The sequence below is a fragment of the Mesorhizobium sp. 131-2-1 genome (genome assembly GCF_016756535.1).
In the GTDB taxonomy this organism is placed as follows: domain Bacteria; phylum Pseudomonadota; class Alphaproteobacteria; order Rhizobiales; family Rhizobiaceae; genus Mesorhizobium.
Genome location: NZ_AP023247.1, coordinates 1,095,340 through 1,110,238, shown reverse-complemented (window position 1 = coordinate 1,110,238; position 14,899 = coordinate 1,095,340). Strand labels below are relative to the sequence as shown.

General features: G+C 64.0%; 17 protein-coding genes. 7 read left to right on the top strand and 10 right to left on the bottom strand.

The features are described 5' to 3' along the window. Positions 1–92: 92 nt before the first annotated feature. The 3 genes from JG743_RS05440 to JG743_RS05430 all read left to right on the top strand — a co-directional run bounded on the left by JG743_RS05440 (position 93) and on the right by JG743_RS05430 (position 1,662). Positions 93–683: a peroxidase-related enzyme gene (locus tag JG743_RS05440; RefSeq protein WP_202298811.1), complete on the top strand. Its 591-nt coding sequence runs from the start codon at positions 93–95 to the stop codon at positions 681–683. Between the two features lie 3 nt (positions 684–686). Beyond that, positions 687–1,127, top strand: a complete 441-nt coding sequence (locus JG743_RS05435) for a hypothetical protein (protein WP_202298810.1) — start codon at positions 687–689, stop codon at positions 1,125–1,127. 211 nt (positions 1,128–1,338) lie between these two features. Then, on the top strand, positions 1,339–1,662 hold the full coding sequence (locus tag JG743_RS05430) for a hypothetical protein (protein WP_202298809.1): 324 nt from the start codon (positions 1,339–1,341) through the stop codon (positions 1,660–1,662). 4 nt (positions 1,663–1,666) lie between these two features. Here the strand turns inward: JG743_RS05430 and JG743_RS05425 are convergent, their stop codons facing one another. Beyond that, complete coding sequence (locus tag JG743_RS05425; RefSeq protein ID WP_202298808.1) at positions 1,667–2,281, bottom strand: LysE family translocator; 615 nt, start codon at positions 2,279–2,281, stop codon at positions 1,667–1,669. 381 nt (positions 2,282–2,662) lie between these two features. On the opposite strand from JG743_RS05425, the gene JG743_RS05420 reads away from it, so the two are divergent. Beyond that, positions 2,663–3,292 carry a DUF1062 domain-containing protein gene (locus tag JG743_RS05420; RefSeq protein ID WP_202298807.1) on the top strand — a complete coding sequence of 210 codons (630 nt, stop codon included), beginning with the start codon at positions 2,663–2,665 and terminating at the stop codon, positions 3,290–3,292. Positions 3,293–3,348: 56 nt separating this feature from the next. On the opposite strand, the gene typA is transcribed toward JG743_RS05420, so the two are convergent. Then, positions 3,349–5,178 (bottom strand): translational GTPase TypA, encoded by a 1,830-nt coding sequence (gene typA, locus JG743_RS05415; protein WP_202298806.1) that lies wholly within the window; start codon positions 5,176–5,178, stop codon positions 3,349–3,351. Between the two features lie 200 nt (positions 5,179–5,378). On the opposite strand from typA, the gene JG743_RS05410 reads away from it, so the two are divergent. Further along, a complete protein-coding gene (locus tag JG743_RS05410) occupies positions 5,379–5,657 on the top strand; it encodes a hypothetical protein (protein WP_202298805.1) in 279 nt (92 codons plus the stop codon). Positions 5,658–5,663: 6 nt separating this feature from the next. Here the strand turns inward: JG743_RS05410 and JG743_RS05405 are convergent, their stop codons facing one another. Together JG743_RS05405 and JG743_RS05400 are read right to left on the bottom strand one after the other, a co-directional pair. After that, the gene (locus JG743_RS05405; RefSeq protein ID WP_202298804.1) at positions 5,664–7,238 is read right to left on the bottom strand and encodes an alkaline phosphatase D family protein; all 1,575 of its coding nucleotides are present in this window, start codon (positions 7,236–7,238) and stop codon (positions 5,664–5,666) included. 300 nt (positions 7,239–7,538) lie between these two features. Next, positions 7,539–8,822, bottom strand: a complete 1,284-nt coding sequence (locus JG743_RS05400; RefSeq protein WP_202298803.1) for an MFS transporter — start codon at positions 8,820–8,822, stop codon at positions 7,539–7,541. A 77-nt stretch (positions 8,823–8,899) separates the two neighbouring features. On the opposite strand from JG743_RS05400, the gene JG743_RS05395 reads away from it, so the two are divergent. Continuing rightward, positions 8,900–9,517 (top strand): TetR/AcrR family transcriptional regulator, encoded by a 618-nt coding sequence (locus tag JG743_RS05395; RefSeq protein WP_202298802.1) that lies wholly within the window; start codon positions 8,900–8,902, stop codon positions 9,515–9,517. 45 nt (positions 9,518–9,562) lie between these two features. Then, the gene (locus tag JG743_RS05390; protein WP_202298801.1) at positions 9,563–10,153 is read left to right on the top strand and encodes a hypothetical protein; all 591 of its coding nucleotides are present in this window, start codon (positions 9,563–9,565) and stop codon (positions 10,151–10,153) included. 267 nt (positions 10,154–10,420) lie between these two features. On the opposite strand, the gene ppa is transcribed toward JG743_RS05390, so the two are convergent. The 6 genes from ppa to JG743_RS05360 all read right to left on the bottom strand — a co-directional run bounded on the left by ppa (position 10,421) and on the right by JG743_RS05360 (position 14,874). Further along, entirely contained in the window at positions 10,421–10,954 is a 534-nt protein-coding gene (gene ppa / locus JG743_RS05385; RefSeq protein WP_202298800.1) for an inorganic diphosphatase, read from the bottom strand. Positions 10,955–11,058: 104 nt separating this feature from the next. Then, positions 11,059–11,565: a GNAT family N-acetyltransferase gene (locus JG743_RS05380; protein ID WP_202298799.1), complete on the bottom strand. Its 507-nt coding sequence runs from the start codon at positions 11,563–11,565 to the stop codon at positions 11,059–11,061. A 120-nt stretch (positions 11,566–11,685) separates the two neighbouring features. Further along, on the bottom strand, positions 11,686–12,324 hold the full coding sequence (locus JG743_RS05375; RefSeq protein WP_202298798.1) for a TPM domain-containing protein: 639 nt from the start codon (positions 12,322–12,324) through the stop codon (positions 11,686–11,688). 5 nt (positions 12,325–12,329) lie between these two features. Further along, entirely contained in the window at positions 12,330–13,220 is an 891-nt protein-coding gene (locus JG743_RS05370) for a TPM domain-containing protein (RefSeq protein WP_202298797.1), read from the bottom strand. A 4-nt stretch (positions 13,221–13,224) separates the two neighbouring features. Further along, entirely contained in the window at positions 13,225–14,010 is a 786-nt protein-coding gene (locus JG743_RS05365) for a TPM domain-containing protein (protein WP_202298796.1), read from the bottom strand. Positions 14,011–14,235: 225 nt separating this feature from the next. Further along, positions 14,236–14,874, bottom strand: coding sequence for a LemA family protein (locus tag JG743_RS05360; RefSeq protein ID WP_202298795.1), 639 nt, complete (start codon positions 14,872–14,874; stop codon positions 14,236–14,238). Positions 14,875–14,899 lie beyond the last annotated feature (25 nt).

The following is a 14,899-nucleotide window of genomic DNA, read 5'->3' as shown; positions in this document are numbered from 1 at the left end:
ATGACCGCCGTTTGGCGACAAAGGTTTGACGGCTTGCGAAGATTCTTCGGAATTTTGATCGCAGATCGGCACCGAATGAGGAGAACGATCCCATGAGCGCTAGGACGACGAGCAGAACGACGACCGGCAGGATCACCGCGCTCGACCTCGCCCAGGCCGAGCTCAGCGAGGCGACGAAAGCCTATTTCGCCAAATGCGAGGAAAAACTCGGCCTCGTTCCCAATGTGCTGAAGGCCTATGCCTTCGACGAAAAGAAACTGCGCGCCTTCACCGACATGTACAACGATTTGATGCTGGGCGAGTCCGGCCTGTCGAAGCTGGAACGCGAGATGATCGCGGTGGTCGTCTCCTCGATCAACCACTGCTACTACTGCCTGACCGCGCACGGCGCGGCGGTGCGCCAGCTCTCCGGCGATCCGGCGCTTGGCGAGATGATGGTGATGAATTTCCGCGCCGCCGATCTTCCGCCGAAGCAGACCGCGATGCTGGAATTCGCGGTCAAATTGACCGAGGAGCCGGCCAGGATCGTCGAGGCCGACCGGGCGGCTTTGCGCAAGGCAGGCTTTTCCGACCGCGACATCTGGGACATCGCTTCGACCGCCGCCTTCTTCAACATGTCGAACCGGGTGGCCGCGGCAATCGACATGCGGCCGAACGACGAATACCACGCCATGGCGAGGTAACCCATGACAATAGACACTTCTGGCGAGTGGTGGGTTGGCAGCGAACCAAGCGATATCGCAGAATACCTGAGGGGCTACGCAAGCGAAGGCTACGAGGTCCATGACTTCAGGCTCGCGCGATGCAAATGCGGTTCCACCTCGTTTCTTCTCGATGCCGACGATGATGAAGGCGTGGCGCGACGTACATGCACGATCTGCGGGTCCGAACATCTTATCTGTGACAGTGAGGAATTTTGGGACGAATCCGAGCCAGAGCGCTGGGTGTGTATCGAATGCGATTCTGAAGCCACAAATGTTGGCGTCGGGTTTTCCATTTACCCGGGACGTGGTGGCGTTCGCTGGCTTTATGTCGGGGTTCGATGCTCGACTTGCGGCGTCTTGGGGTGCTTCGCCGGCTGGAAGGTAGGCACGTCGGATAGCATGGACCTGCTGGACAAAGTCTAGCCATCAAGCAGCGCCGACACTGTGCGATGGTGGACCGCAGCTACGACGGCCCTGCATACTAGTGATTGCGCATTCCCGTTGCTTCTCCGCCGTTTTGGTCCGATGATCAAGGATTGCGGCGCAGCCGCATATTACCGATTGCGGCATGGCCGCATATCGCCAGCGGCACGGCCGCATGCCGGTTCGATGCCGCCTATCAAGGGAGGAGAACATGGCGAAGTTTCTCTATGTTTATCACGGCTCCGGCAAGATGCCGACCGACGAGGCCGAGCGCAAAGCGGCCATGGATGCCTGGACCGGCTGGTACGGCAAGCTCGGCTCGGCCGTGGTCGACGGTGGCAATCCGGTGGGCATGTCGAAGACGGTGCTGTCCGGCGGCAAGGTCGAGAACAATGGCGGCAGCAATCCGACCGCCGGCTACACAGTCGTCGAAGCCAGGGACATCGACGATGCCGTTGCCAAGGCCAAGGATTGCCCGATCCTGATGGACCCCGCCTTCACCGTCGAGATCGCGCCGATCATCGAGATGATGTAGGCGCTCAAGAACGGGCAGCGATGGCCGCCGCGGCTCCGGCCATGGTGGTGGCGCTGACGCGGTTGGCGATCCTCATCGCCCGCTTGCTCTTCAAGAGCTTGCGGGCCTGCGCTGCGGCGAGCACCCAGGCAAGGTCGATGGCGACCAGGACTATCGCCATGGTCGCCGTCAGTTCGATCCAGCCGATGACGCTCACTGACGCGAGGTCGATAATGGTCGGCAGCAGCGCCAGATAGAACATCATGATCTTGGGATTGCCGAGCGTGACTGCCATGCCGGCGAAGAACAGTTTTGCCGGCGAATCCTCGCGCGGCATCTCGCCTTCCTTCGCCTCGACGGGCGCGGTCCACATCTTCCAGGCCAAATAGGCAAGATAGGCAACGCCCACCCATTTCACCACGACGAAGGCGAGATGGAAGGTCTGCGCAACCACGGCGAGCCCGAACACCGCCAGCGACAGCCAGATGCCCTCGCCGATCCACATGGCGAGTAGGAACGGGAACACGTCGCGAAAACCTTTCGAGATCACCCTTGCGACAAGGGCGGCAATCGACGGACCGGGCGAACCTGCGGCGACGAAAAGCGCGGCGGCGAAGATCAGCAGCGAGGTGAGATGCATGGCGGGTCTCTACTTCAGGTTCGATCTATCAACACTAACCCAAGTTATGTAGCGCTGGCAAAAAGGCGGCACCGCCCCTTGCAGTTCCCGGTGGCCACGGTTTAGAAGACCCGCCCGACATCCATTTCGAGCTTCACTTTGCCTCAGTAACCGCCGGTCTCGTCAACTCTCCTGAAACACAGGGCGCTGCAGTCGCGGCGTCTCGACCATTTCATGTGTTCCTCAGGCGGCGGTTCGAGACCGGTTTGGCATCGCTGAACCTGTCGCGCGCCGCGCGACGCCTGATTTCCACAAAGCCGCAGCCTTCCTGCCACGCCGAGCCCGCCTGGGCATCTCGACAGTGCCGACCTGGCGAACTTCCCGACGGGAAGGGCTTTCGGCATGTCTGGACTTTTGCGTATCCGCTGGGCGATCGCGCCCCAAATCACGCCTCGACCTCTCATCAACTGCAATCGCTGTGGCGGGGTCAGGCCGTTTCGATCGAGCGGCAAATTCCGCGTCAACGCCAATGGCAAGCGCATCGACGCCTGGCTGATCTACCGCTGCGCCAACTGCGACAATTCCTGGAATTTCGCTATCTTCGAGCGCTGCAACCGCCGCGATGTCGAGCCGGCGCTGCTCGCGGCGCTGGAAAACAACGACCCGGCGCTGGCCCGCCGCCATGCCTTTGACACAACCGCCTTGCGCGGCCGCATCGGGCGTGTCGAGGAGTTTCCCGATGTCGCCGTGCAAAGGCATGTGCTGGAAGGCATGCCGGAAAACACGACCTTGCTGGACCTGCGGCTCAGCCTGGAGATGCCCGTATCGTTGCGGCTCGACCGTCTGCTGGCCGGCGAGCTCGGCATCTCGCGATCCAGGCTGCAGGGCTGGCAAGAGCGGCGCCTGCTCGGCATCGATCCCGACGGCGCCAGGGCGCTGCGCAAGCCGCCGCGCGACGGCATGGGAGTCCGCATCGACCTTTCCGGCGAGACCGATCGCAATACCATTGTCGCCGCTGCCGGCTGTGGGTGAAAATGAAAAGGGAGGGAGCAGAGCTCCCTCCCGCAATGTTTGTGCGGCGAAAGGGCTTACGCCGCGCCGACCGCCTTGGCCGACTTCTCGAACCGCTTGCGCTCGTTCGGGTCGAGATAGAGCTTGCGCAGCCGGATGGTCTTCGGCGTCACCTCGACCAGCTCGTCGTCCTGGATCCAGGCCAGCGCGCGCTCCAGCGTCATGCGGATCGGCGGGGTGAGCTTCACCGCCTCGTCCTTGCCCGCGGCGCGGATATTGGTGAGCTTCTTGCCCTTCAGGACATTGACCTCGAGGTCGTTGTCGCGGCTATGGATGCCGATGATCATGCCCTGATAGACCTTGACGCCGGGATCGATGACCATCGGGCCGCGGTCTTCCAGGTTCCACATAGCATAGGCGACCGATTCGCCCTGCTCGTTGGAGATCAGCACGCCGTTGGTGCGGCCGGGCAGTTCGCCCTTGTAGGGCTCGTAGGCATGGAACAGCCGGTTCATCACGGCGGTGCCGCGCGTGTCGGTCAGAAGCTCCGACTGGTAGCCGATCAGGCCGCGGGTCGGCGCGTGGAAGACCAGGCGCTGGCGGTTGCCGCCGGACGGACGCAGCTCGACCATCTCGGCCTTGCGCTCCGACATCTTCTGCACGACGACGCCGGCATGCTCCTCATCGACGTCGATGACGACTTCCTCGACCGGCTCCAGCAGCTCGCCGTTCTCGCCCTTCTGTAGGACGACGCGCGGCCGCGACACGGCGATCTCGAAACCTTCGCGGCGCATCGTCTCGATCAGCACCGCAAGCTGCAACTCGCCACGGCCCGAGACGAAGAAGGAATCCTTTTCCGGCGACTCCTCGATCTTCAGCGCGACATTGCCCTCGGCTTCGCGCAGCAGCCGGTCGCGGATGACGCGGCTGGTCACCTTGTCGCCCTCGGTGCCGGCGAGCGGGCTGTCATTGACGAGGAAGGACATCGTTACCGTCGGCGGATCGATCGGCTGCGCATGCAGCGGCTCGGTCACGGACGGGTCGCAGAACGTGTCGGCGACGGTGCCCTTCGACAGGCCGGCGATGGCGACGATGTCGCCTGCCTGGGCTTCCTCGATCGGCTGGCGCTCGAGGCCGCGGAAAGCGAGGATCTTGGAGACGCGGCCGGTCTCGATCTGGGTGCCGTCATGGTGCAATACCTTGACCGCCTGGTTGGCCTTCAACGAGCCGGACTCGATGCGGCCGGTGATGATGCGGCCGAGGAACGGATTGGCTTCCAGGATGGTGCCGATCATACGGAACGGGCCGGGATGCACCGTCGGTTCCGGCACATGCTTGATCACGAGGTCGAAAAGCGGCGCCAGGCCCTGGTCCTTCGGGCCTTCAGGATTTTCCGACACCCAGCCGTCGCGGCCTGAGCCGTAGAGGATCGGAAAGTCGAGCTGCTCGTCGGTGGCGTCGAGCGCGGCGAAGAGATCGAACACCTCGTTGACCACCTCGACATGGCGGGCGTCCGGCCGGTCGATCTTGTTGATGACGACGATCGGCTTCAACCCGACCTTGAGTGCCTTGCCGACGACGAACTTGGTCTGCGGCATCGGCCCTTCGGCGGCGTCGACCAGCACGATCGCCGAATCCACCATCGACAGGATGCGCTCGACCTCGCCACCGAAGTCGGCGTGGCCGGGCGTGTCGACTATGTTGATGCGGGTGCCATGCCAGTCGACCGAGGTCGCCTTGGCCAGGATGGTGATGCCGCGCTCCTTTTCGAGGTCGTTGGAATCCATGGCGCGTTCGGCGACGCGCTGGTTGTCGCGGAAGGAGCCGGACTGCTTCAGGAGCTGGTCGACGAGGGTGGTTTTTCCATGGTCGACGTGCGCGATGATCGCGATGTTACGAAGTTTCATGATCTGGTCTCGGGAGCGTTGCAGGCAGCAGGCCCGGAAGCGCCGCCTTTTTCGGTTGGGCGGCTCATACAGGGTTTTTCGCATTTGCGAAAGGGGAGGCCCGTACCCAAATATGTGGTTACCAATTCTTAAGCGTCTTTGCGTCAAATGTATCAATTAACGAGGGCGGAACCTTTCGGGGTCCAGGCAGTTCGATTCCCATGACCGATCCACTCACCAGATTGCGTCCGACCGTGGCATGGGCAGCGCTTGCCGTGCTGCTGGCGGTGGGCGCCGCGCAGTCCGCAGCGACGCTCAAGGGAAGCCCCGCTTTGCCCCCCGATACGCAGACGGCTGAGCAGATGTTCGCCGACGCCCCCGATGGCGTCGACCCCGTGGTGACCGGCCCCGTCAGCGCCGCCTTCAAGCAGCGGCAGAAGGATGCCGGCTGCGACAGCGCCGTGTGGCCAAAGATTCCCGCCGTCTGCTATCCCGACTGAGCGCTCCTACGCCGAGCGCACCGGATCGAGCGTCACCTTGTAGAGCTCATTGTCGTCGCGATCCATCAGCCGCACCGTCAGCTGCTCGGTTGCACCTGAGATATCGACCAGGCCGAAGAACTGCAGGCCCGCCGACGGCGGCAGGTTCTGGCCCTGCTCGGCGGTTGGCGCCTTGATGAATTTCAGCTCCGGTCCGAAGGTCATGTCGAAATCGTTTGGACCGAACGTGCCGGCATGGATCGGGCCGGAGACGAATTCCCAGAACGGATTGAAATCCTGGAACTGCGCCTTGTCGGGATTGTAGTAGTGCGCGGCCGTGTAGTGGACGTCGGCGGTCAGCCACACCGTGTTGCTGATGCCGGCGTTCTTGATGTAGCGCAGCACGTCGGCGATCTCGAGCTCGCGCCCCTTTGGCAGGCCGTTGTCGCCATTGCTGACCGCCTCCGCGCCCACTTTCTTGGTGCCGTCGTTCCAGACGACGAGGCCGAGCGGCATGTCGGCCGCGATGATCTTCCAGGTCGCCCTGGAATTCGCGAGTTCCCGCTTCAGCCATCTGGTCTGCTGCTCGCCCAGCATGCGTGATTCCGGCGTCATCGTGTCCTGCATGTCCGGACCGTTCGGGCCGCGATAGGAGCGCATGTCGAGGAAGAACACGTCGAGCAGCGGTCCGTAGGCGATCTTGCGATAGACACGGCCGGGCTCGGCCGGTTCGTAGCGGATCGTCGTCATCTCGTGGAAGGCGCGCGCCGCGCGGGCCGCCAGCACATGAATGGACTTTTCCGAGTAGCGGTCGTCCGTGCTGAGATCCTTCGAATCCGACCAGTTGTTGACGACCTCGTGGTCGTCCCACTGGTAGAAGGTCGGGCAGATGGCGGAGAGGCCCAGAACGTTCTTGTCCATCATGTTGTATTTCCACTGCGCCCGGTATTCGTCGAGCGTCTGCGCCACCTTGCGCTTCTCGTCGATCAGCACGGCGTTCTTCCACTTGCCGCCGCCCGGCAGGTCGACCTCGTCCTTCATCACGCCGTCGGCATAGATCGTGTCGCCGGAGTGCAGGAAGAAGTCGGGCGTATGCTTGCCGATGGTGGCGTAGGTCTTCATCCCGGTCTCGTCGATGCCCCAGCCCTGGCCGGCGGTGTCGCCCGACCAGGCGAAGCGGATGTCGCGCTTGGAGGCCGGCGCGGTGCGGAAGCGGCCGACGATCGGCTCGGAGACGGCGTTGATGTCGGCGAGATCGGCAGCCGTCATGCGGTAGAAGATGTCCTGGTCGGCGGCGAGATCGGTGAGCAGCCGCTTCACCGTGTAGTCGCTGGCCGGCGATGTATCGAGCGGCGCGAGCCGGGTCGCGTTGGTGAAGCTTTCCGTCGAGGAGACTTCGAACATCACGCGCGCCGGACGGTCCGTGCGCGTCCACACCATGCCGCTTGCGGAATCGACATCGCCCGACTGGACGCCATGGGTGAAGGCCGGGCGCTGGCTGGCGCGCGAATAGTAGGGCAATGCGAGGCCCGAGGCGCCGACCAGGCCGAGTGCGCTCGCTGAGGTGACGAAGGCGCGGCGGGTCATCGAGATCTTGTTCATGGCTGTCTCCGGATGGCGTTGAACGGGACCACCAAGCTCTCGCCTCAATGTTTCAGGCGCATCTCGGAACCATGAAGTTTTGATAACAATGAACAGGGGAACTGCTGATCTCCCCCCTCGTGGGGGAGATGGCCGGCAGGCCAGAGGGGGGCGTGAAGGATCGCCGGCTTTCCGGAATTTGCCAGCCAAGCCAATACCTGGCCGTTTTTATTCGACTGAATTTCAACTGGATAGGCAGGCGGGACAGCGCCCCCCTCTGCCCTGCTGGGCATCTCCCCCACAAGGGGGGAGATTGGCAGTTCAAGCCGCCTGCGGCTCCGGCTCGAACGCCGGCCTGCTCGTATTGATCAAGAGCGAGATACAGGCCGCCGCAATCGCCGTCATGCCGGCGATCATGAAGGCAAGCTCGTAGTTGCCTTGCAGCTCGCGCATGGTGCCGCCGAAGGCCGCGGCGGCAGCCGCACCCACCTGGTGACCGGCGACAATCCAGCCGAACACGATCGGCCCGCTACGGTCGCCGAAGGCTTCGTTGGCGAGCCTCAGCGTCGGCGGCACGGTGGCGATCCAGTCAAGCCCGTAGAGCACGGCGAAGATGATCAGGCTGACCGCCGAGAAGCCGGAATAGGGCAGGTAGATCAGCGCCAGGCCGCGAATGCCGTAGTAGACGCCGAGCAGCTTGCGCGGATCGAAACGGTCGGTAAGCCAGCCAGACAGCGTCGTGCCGATCAGGTCGAATATGCCCATCAGCGACAGCAGGCCGGCGGCCTGGACCTCGCCGATGCCCATGTCGCTACAGAAGGAGATCAGATGCGTGCCGACCAGCCCGTTGGTGGTGAAGCCGCAGATGAAGAAGGTGGCAAACAGATACCAGAAGACGCGGGTGCCGGCGGCGCGGCGCAATGTGCTGAGCGTATGCGCCAGGAAATTGCCCTGCGATGCCGGCGACACCGGCGGCACGTCGTCCGGCTCGGCGCCATAGCGCACCTGGCCGATCGAGGCCGGACGCTCCGGCACCAGCAGCCACACTACCGGCAGCAAGGCGGCGGTGGCGATCGCGATCGCGATGGCGACCGGCTTCCAGCCGCCCGCCTGGGCCAGCGAGGCAAGCAGCGGCAGGAACACCAGCAGGCCCGTGGCGCTTGAGGCCGACATCAGCCCCATCACCAGGCCGCGATTGGTCTTGAACCAGCGGTTGACGATTGTGGCGCCGAGCACGGTGGCGACTGCACCCGAGCCGATGCCTGAAAACACGCCCCAGGTGATCAGCAGATGCCACGGCTTGGTCATCAGCAGGCTGAGCGCCGTCGAGCCCGACATGATAAGCAGCGAGGCCAGCAGCGTGCGGCGCAGCCCGATCCGTTCCATCAATGCGGCCGCAAACGGCCCGGTCAGGCCATAGAGGAAGATGCCGATCGCGGCAGCCAGCGAGACGACATCGCGCCGCCAGCCGAAGCTCTCCTCCAGCGGTAGCATCATCACCGACGGCGCCGAACGGAGCCCGGCCGCGATCAGCAGGCAGAGAAAGATGACGCCGACCACGACGAAAGCGTAGCGCTGGCCAAACGGACGGGACTGAGCTATCATGTTACTGACCGGTACGTTGCAATTGGATGGTGCTATCCATACGTACCGGTCAGTAACATTGTCAAGCGAGTCGTCGCATGCCATCGGACAAAAATATTGAAGCATCCATCAGCGGGGCTCGCGCACCGGCGCCTCCAAAGGCAGCCGACAAGATCCTCGACGTTGCGCGCGACCTTTTCTACCGCGAAGGCATAAGGGCGATCGGCGTCGACGAGATCGTCAAGCGCGCCGGCGTCACCAAGCCCAGCCTCTACCGCAGCTTTCCCTCGAAGGACGAACTCGCCGCCTCCTATCTGCGCAAGTACGATCTCGAATTCTGGGAACGCTTCGACGAAGCGGTGGCTGCGCATCCGGGCGACCCGCGCGCGCAGATCGTCGCATTCCTGACCCGCGTCGGCAAGCGCACGCAGAAGCCCGACTATCGCGGCTGCGGCATGACCAATGCGGCGGTGGAGTATCCCGAGCACAACCATCCGGCGCGCATCGTCAGCGAGGCCAACAAGCAGGAGCTGCGCCGCCGGCTGCGTGCCATGGCGGCGGCAATGGGCGCCGACGATTCCGACACGCTCGGCGACGGGCTGCTGCTTCTGATCGAGGGCGCCTATATCAGCGGCCAGCTGTTTGGCGTCGGCGGACCGGCGGCGTCGGTCGCCCGCAACGCCGATTTACTGATTGAAGCGAGCTTGAAGAAATAGCGATTGGCGATACGCTCCCGACAACTCGAAACGGAGTTGTCCGCCATGCGTGCGCTTCTGATCCCGCTTGTCCTCGCCGCTTTTTGCCAAACGGCTCGCGCCGGCGACATATCCAGCGCCTATACCGATCTCGACTGGGAGAAGGACTGCGTGACCTATGCGCAGGCGGCCGAGGGCGAAGGCGACTGGGCCAGCCTCGCCTGCTCGGGCTATCGCGGCTATCCCGTGCTGATCGGCTACGACGACGCCCGCGAATCGCTGTTCTACGGGTTCCCGTCGCACGACATGACCTCGGTCTGGGAAAGCTTCTCCGCCCTCAACACGGCCGGACCCAAGGTGGAATGGCGCGTCGAGACCGATGGCGACATAGCCATCCCCTTCGCCGCCATCCACCGCCGATCGATCAGCAATCCCGAGGACGAGAACAAGTCGACCGAGGTGCTGGTCGTCGCCAAGGTCGCCCAGCCGGACGTTCAGGAAGGCTGCACGGTCGGGCTGGTGCTGGCCACCGGCAACCCGCAGGCCAACGACCAGGCGCGCAAGCTGGCCGACGAGAAGGCGAAAGGCTTCGCCTGCGGCAAGGACAAGCGCGTGGTGATCGGCAACGCGCCGGATTTTGGCAGGGTGGACAACTAGGCACGTTGGAGATGAGCCGGGGCGCTATGACTTCGTCATCCTGGGGCGAAGCAAGGAGCGCAGCGACGCGGCGCAGACCCCAGGATCCATGCCGCGACATCAACGCCACCGTAAACGGTGCAGAATTCTGTTCCGCCGTGCCCTTCGGCCAACGTTACGGCATGGATACTAGGGTCTTCGCGACGCCGCTTCGCGGCTGCTCCGCCCTAGTATGACGAAGCTGAGGGGCCTTCGCCACAAGAGTCAGCAGAAGCCCAGCGTCGTCGCTTACTTGCTCGCCTTCGCCCGCTCGATCGCGTCGACGATCATCTTCTTGGCGTATTTGGAATCGTGCCAGCCCTCGATCTTGACCCATTTGCCGGGCTCCAGATCCTTGTAGTGCTCGAAGAAGTGCTGCACCTGGTGGCGGGTGATCTCCGGCAGATGCGTGTATTCGGTGACGTTCTCGTAGCGCAGCGTCAGCTTCGGCGACGGCACCGCGATCACTTTCTCGTCCTGGCCGGCATTGTCTTCCATGATCAGCACGCCGATCGGCCGCACGTTGATGACGCAGCCCGGCACCAGTGCCCGCGTGTTGCAGACCAGCACGTCGATCGGATCGCCGTCGCCCGACAGCGTGTGCGGCACGAAGCCGTAATTGCCGGGATAGCGCATCGAGGTGTGCAGGAAGCGGTCGACGAACAGCGTGCCGGCCTCCTTGTCCATCTCGTACTTGATCGGCTCGCCGCCGATCGGCACCTCGATGATGACGTTGACGTCTTCCGGCGGGTTCTTTCCGGTAGCAATCGCTTCGATGCGCATGGCTCAAATCCCTCTCTCGATTTTGTCAGACCGATAGCGGGGGACGCGTCATGGTGCAATGCGGCGAATCGTGCGGGGAGGATTGCGCGACCGCGACGCGACGATCATTCCCAGACGAAAGCGACCTTCTTCAGCGCCTTCTGCTCGAAGATCTCGACGCCTTCGGCAATGTCGCGGCCGCCGGCGCCGGCATAGAAGGCGAGCGCGTTCTGGTTGTCCTCAAGCGCCCAGACCACCATGCCGCGCAAGCCGTGGTCGGCGAGCCGCGCGCGGGCAGCCTTGAACAGCCGGCTGCCGAGCCCGATACCCTGGTATTCCGGGCGCAGGTAAAGCTCGTAGATCTCGCCCTGCTGGCGGAGCTCGCGGGCGCGATTCTTGCCGATCGTGGCGTAGCCGGCGATCGTTCCGCCGATCTCCACCACCAGCACGGTGGCGGCGCGGCGAATCGCGTTCGCCCACCAGTCGGCGCCGCGGCGGTTGATCATCGAGGTCAGCGTCCGGTGCGGAATGATGCCGGAATAAGCACCGCGCCAGGCCTCCTGATGCACGTCGGCGATGGCCGCCGCGTCGCGCGGCTCGGCCTTCCTGATGTCGATGGTCAGCGTGTTCATAATTGCTTAACCATAAACCCGCATCGCCCGATTGCAAAGAGTCCCGCCCACGGCATCCTCGCTTTCGCACAGGTGAACGGCAGGGCGCGGGAGGGCTCAGCGTAAGGTTACGGACCGCTCTCAAATCTCGACGAGATGATCGTCCAACTCGTTGGCATCGCCGGCCGTGACGGGAAAATGCTCGGCCAGCACCGCGCCAACCGATTCGACAGCCTTGATGAACCCGTCGGCGAGCCGGTCGTCGCCGGCATGCGCGGTAAGGTCGCGGACCACGCCGTCCCAGACATGCTGGCCGACCTTGCTGTTGATGCCGGCATCGGCGACCACCTCGGCATAACGCTCGGCGATCGAGACGAAGATCAGCACGCCGGTGCGCGCCGCCGTGCGATGGACGTTGCGGGCGAGGAACTGCTTGATCGCATTGCCATGCGCGGCCTGGTAGCGCATGTGGCGCGGCACGAAATGAATGCGCAATCCGGGCACCGCCCACAAAAGCGCCAGCGCCGAGGCCAGCGCCAGGAGCTCGGCGATGACGAAATGCGGCAGGCGCATCGACAGCCACCAGGCCTCCAGCCCATAGGCGACGCCAAGGCTGACGATGAGCATGGCAAGCGTCGTCATGAAGGCTGCGGGGAAAAAGTAGCCGTCGCTGGCATGCGCGACCACGCAGTAGATCTCGCCGTCCGTCTTCGTCTCGGCGGCGCGGATCGCCTCGGCGATGCGCTCATGATCCTGCGGGCTGATCGGTCGTGTCGCCATCTCTTTCACCAGCTCCCTGAGGACCCGCCACCGCCGGACGAGCCGCCGCCACCCGAGAACCCGCCGCTCGAGCCGGACGACCAGCTGCCGCCGGAACTCCCGGACGACCAGCCGCTGCCGGAACTGCCCGTCGACCAGCCACTGCCGGTCCCGGTCTTCCAAGCGCCCGAAGTCCGCGCGCCGTGGCCATAGCGGAAGGTCATGCCCAGCCATCTATACACGCCCGGCGACAGTTTCGTGCCGAAGATCGGTGGCAGGAACGCCATCGCCAGACCGCCCAGGAACAGCGTCGCCCACAGGATGATGAACAGCACCAGGATGGGATCGACCGCGCTGTCATTGGCCGGATTGCGCTTGCCGCGCGCCTCCAGCTCCTCCGGATTGCCCTCCAGCACCATGATCATGTCGTCGACGGCCTTGGTTATGCCGCCGGAGAAATCGCCGGCGCGGAAGGCCGGCACCATGTCGTTCTCGATGATCAGCTTGGTATGCAGGTCGGTCAGCGTGCCTTCCAGCCCATAGCCGACCTCGATGCGCATCCTGCGGTCGTTCTTCGCCACCAGAAGCAGCACGCCGTTGTTCTCCTTGGCCTGGCCAAGCTTCCAGAAGCGGAACAACCGGTTGGCGTAGGGCTCGATCTCCTCACCATCGAGACTGGGGATGGTCGCGACGACGATCTGGTCGGAGCCCTTCTTCTCGAAATCGGCGAGCTTCTGCGTCAGCGCCGCCTTCGTCCCGGCATCGAGCAGGCCGGCATTGTCGACCACGCGCCCGGTCAGCGCCGGCAGTTCCGCGGCGCGCGCGGCAAAGCTGGTGAAGAGCACAGCCACGGCGAGCAGCAAGGCGCCGATGGTCGCGGCGCGCCATCCGGATCCTGGCAGGACGCGTCCGTTCATCGGCTCACCAACTTCCCGAGGAGCCGCCGCCGCCGGACGAACCACCGCCGCCGGAAAAGCCGCCGCCGCCTGAAGACCAGCCGCCGCCGGAGCTGCCCGAGGACCAGCCGCCGCTGGACGAGCGCTTGCCGGGCTCGAAGGTCATGCCCAGCCAGCGATAGCGGCCGGGGCCGATCCTTTGGCCGAAGATCGGCGGCAGGATGGAGGCGGCAAGGCTGAGAACGAGGATGGTGATCCAGACGGTGATGAAGATCGAGAAGAACAGATCGTCGGAATTGAACGGCGCCTGCTCGTTGCGCTTGCCGCGCGCCTCCAGCTCTTCCGGATTACCCTCCAACACCATGATCATGTCGTCGACGGCCTTGGTTATGCCGCCGGAGAAATCGCCGACGCGGAAGGCCGGCACCATGTCGTTCTCGATGATCAGCTTGGTATGCAGGTCGGTCAGCGTGCCTTCCAGCCCATAGCCGACCTCGATGCGCATCCTGCGGTCGTTCGGCGCCACCAGGAGAAGCACGCCGTTGTTCTCCTTGGCCTGGCCAAGCTTCCAGAAGCGGAACAACCGGTTGGCGTAAGGCTCGATCTCCTCGCCCCCGAGGCTGGAGATGGTCGCAACGACGATCTGGTCGGAGCCCTTCTTCTCGAAATCGGCGAGTTTCTGGGTCAGCGCCGCTTTTGTTCCGGCGTCGATGATGCCGGCATTGTCGACGACGCGGCCGGTGAGAGCGATGAGATCGGCGGCGAAGGCAGTAAGGGGGAGGAGAAGGCAGAGGCAGAAGGCGCTCAGCAAAACGCCAACGAAGGCGTTCTGTCGCGCCCCCCTCTGTCCTGCCGGACATCTCCCCCACTTGGGGGGAGATTGAGAGCTCGACCGCCGGCTCTCGCTTTCAGCCGTTGGAGATTGGCGAAGGCCGAGGCGACGTCCGATCTCCCCCCTCGTGGAGGAGATGTCCGGTAGGACAGAGGGGGGCGCGAAGGAACGCAAGGCCGGCAAGCTCGGCAACCAATTCGCCGTTCAACCGCCCTGCTTCGTGCCGAAATCGACCTTCGGCGGCTGCATCTTGTCTTCGTCGACGGTGAAGTTGGCGAAGGGCTCGTTGCTGCGGAACCAGAAGGTCGCCCACAGCACCGACGGGAAGGTCTTCAGCGTCAGATTGTAGTCCTTGACCGCCTGGATGTAGTCGCGGCGCGCCACAGCGATGCGGTTCTCGGTGCCTTCGAGCTGCGCCTGCAGCGCCAGGAAATTCTGGTTGGCCTTGAGATCGGGATAGGCTTCCGACACCGCGATCAGCCGCGACAGCGCGCTGGTCAGCCCGGCCTGGGCATCCTGGAACTTCTTGAGGGCCTCGGGATCCTTCAGCGTTTCCGGCGTCACCGTGATCTGCGTCGCCTTGGCGCGTGCCTCAACCACGGCGTCCAGCGTGTCCTTCTCATGCGCGGCGTAACCCTTCACAGTCTCGACCAGGTTGGGGATCAAATCGGCGCGGCGCTGGTACTGGTTCAGCACCTCGCTCCAGGCCGCCTTGGCGTTTTCCTCGGCCGTCGGGATGGTGTTGTAGCCGCAGCCGGCAAGCAGTGGCAGCACGATGGCCATCATCAGCAACGCCGGCAGATGACGGAAGATGGAGGGGGAGGTGAGGCGCTGGGCAAGCATGATTTGGATCCCTCGTCGGAAGTTG

Excerpts from the sequence above, each read along its gene's own strand:
- JG743_RS05370 (WP_202298797.1), bottom strand. The coding sequence starts at position 13,220 with ATGAACGGACGCGTCCTGCCAGGATCCGGATGGCGCGCCGCGACCATC.
- JG743_RS05395 (WP_202298802.1), top strand. The coding sequence starts at position 8,900 with ATGCCATCGGACAAAAATATTGAAGCATCCATCAGCGGGGCTCGCGCA.
- JG743_RS05440 (WP_202298811.1), top strand. The coding sequence starts at position 93 with ATGAGCGCTAGGACGACGAGCAGAACGACGACCGGCAGGATCACCGCG.
- JG743_RS05405 (WP_202298804.1), bottom strand. The coding sequence starts at position 7,238 with ATGAACAAGATCTCGATGACCCGCCGCGCCTTCGTCACCTCAGCGAGC.
- ppa (WP_202298800.1), bottom strand. The coding sequence starts at position 10,954 with ATGCGCATCGAAGCGATTGCTACCGGAAAGAACCCGCCGGAAGACGTC.
- typA (WP_202298806.1), bottom strand. The coding sequence starts at position 5,178 with ATGAAACTTCGTAACATCGCGATCATCGCGCACGTCGACCATGGAAAA.
- JG743_RS05430 (WP_202298809.1), top strand. The coding sequence starts at position 1,339 with ATGGCGAAGTTTCTCTATGTTTATCACGGCTCCGGCAAGATGCCGACC.
- JG743_RS05400 (WP_202298803.1), bottom strand. The coding sequence starts at position 8,822 with ATGATAGCTCAGTCCCGTCCGTTTGGCCAGCGCTACGCTTTCGTCGTG.
- JG743_RS05435 (WP_202298810.1), top strand. The coding sequence starts at position 687 with ATGACAATAGACACTTCTGGCGAGTGGTGGGTTGGCAGCGAACCAAGC.
- JG743_RS05360 (WP_202298795.1), bottom strand. The coding sequence starts at position 14,874 with ATGCTTGCCCAGCGCCTCACCTCCCCCTCCATCTTCCGTCATCTGCCG.
- JG743_RS05390 (WP_202298801.1), top strand. The coding sequence starts at position 9,563 with ATGCGTGCGCTTCTGATCCCGCTTGTCCTCGCCGCTTTTTGCCAAACG.
- JG743_RS05380 (WP_202298799.1), bottom strand. The coding sequence starts at position 11,565 with ATGAACACGCTGACCATCGACATCAGGAAGGCCGAGCCGCGCGACGCG.
- JG743_RS05410 (WP_202298805.1), top strand. The coding sequence starts at position 5,379 with ATGACCGATCCACTCACCAGATTGCGTCCGACCGTGGCATGGGCAGCG.
- JG743_RS05425 (WP_202298808.1), bottom strand. The coding sequence starts at position 2,281 with ATGCATCTCACCTCGCTGCTGATCTTCGCCGCCGCGCTTTTCGTCGCC.
- JG743_RS05375 (WP_202298798.1), bottom strand. The coding sequence starts at position 12,324 with ATGGCGACACGACCGATCAGCCCGCAGGATCATGAGCGCATCGCCGAG.
- JG743_RS05420 (WP_202298807.1), top strand. The coding sequence starts at position 2,663 with ATGTCTGGACTTTTGCGTATCCGCTGGGCGATCGCGCCCCAAATCACG.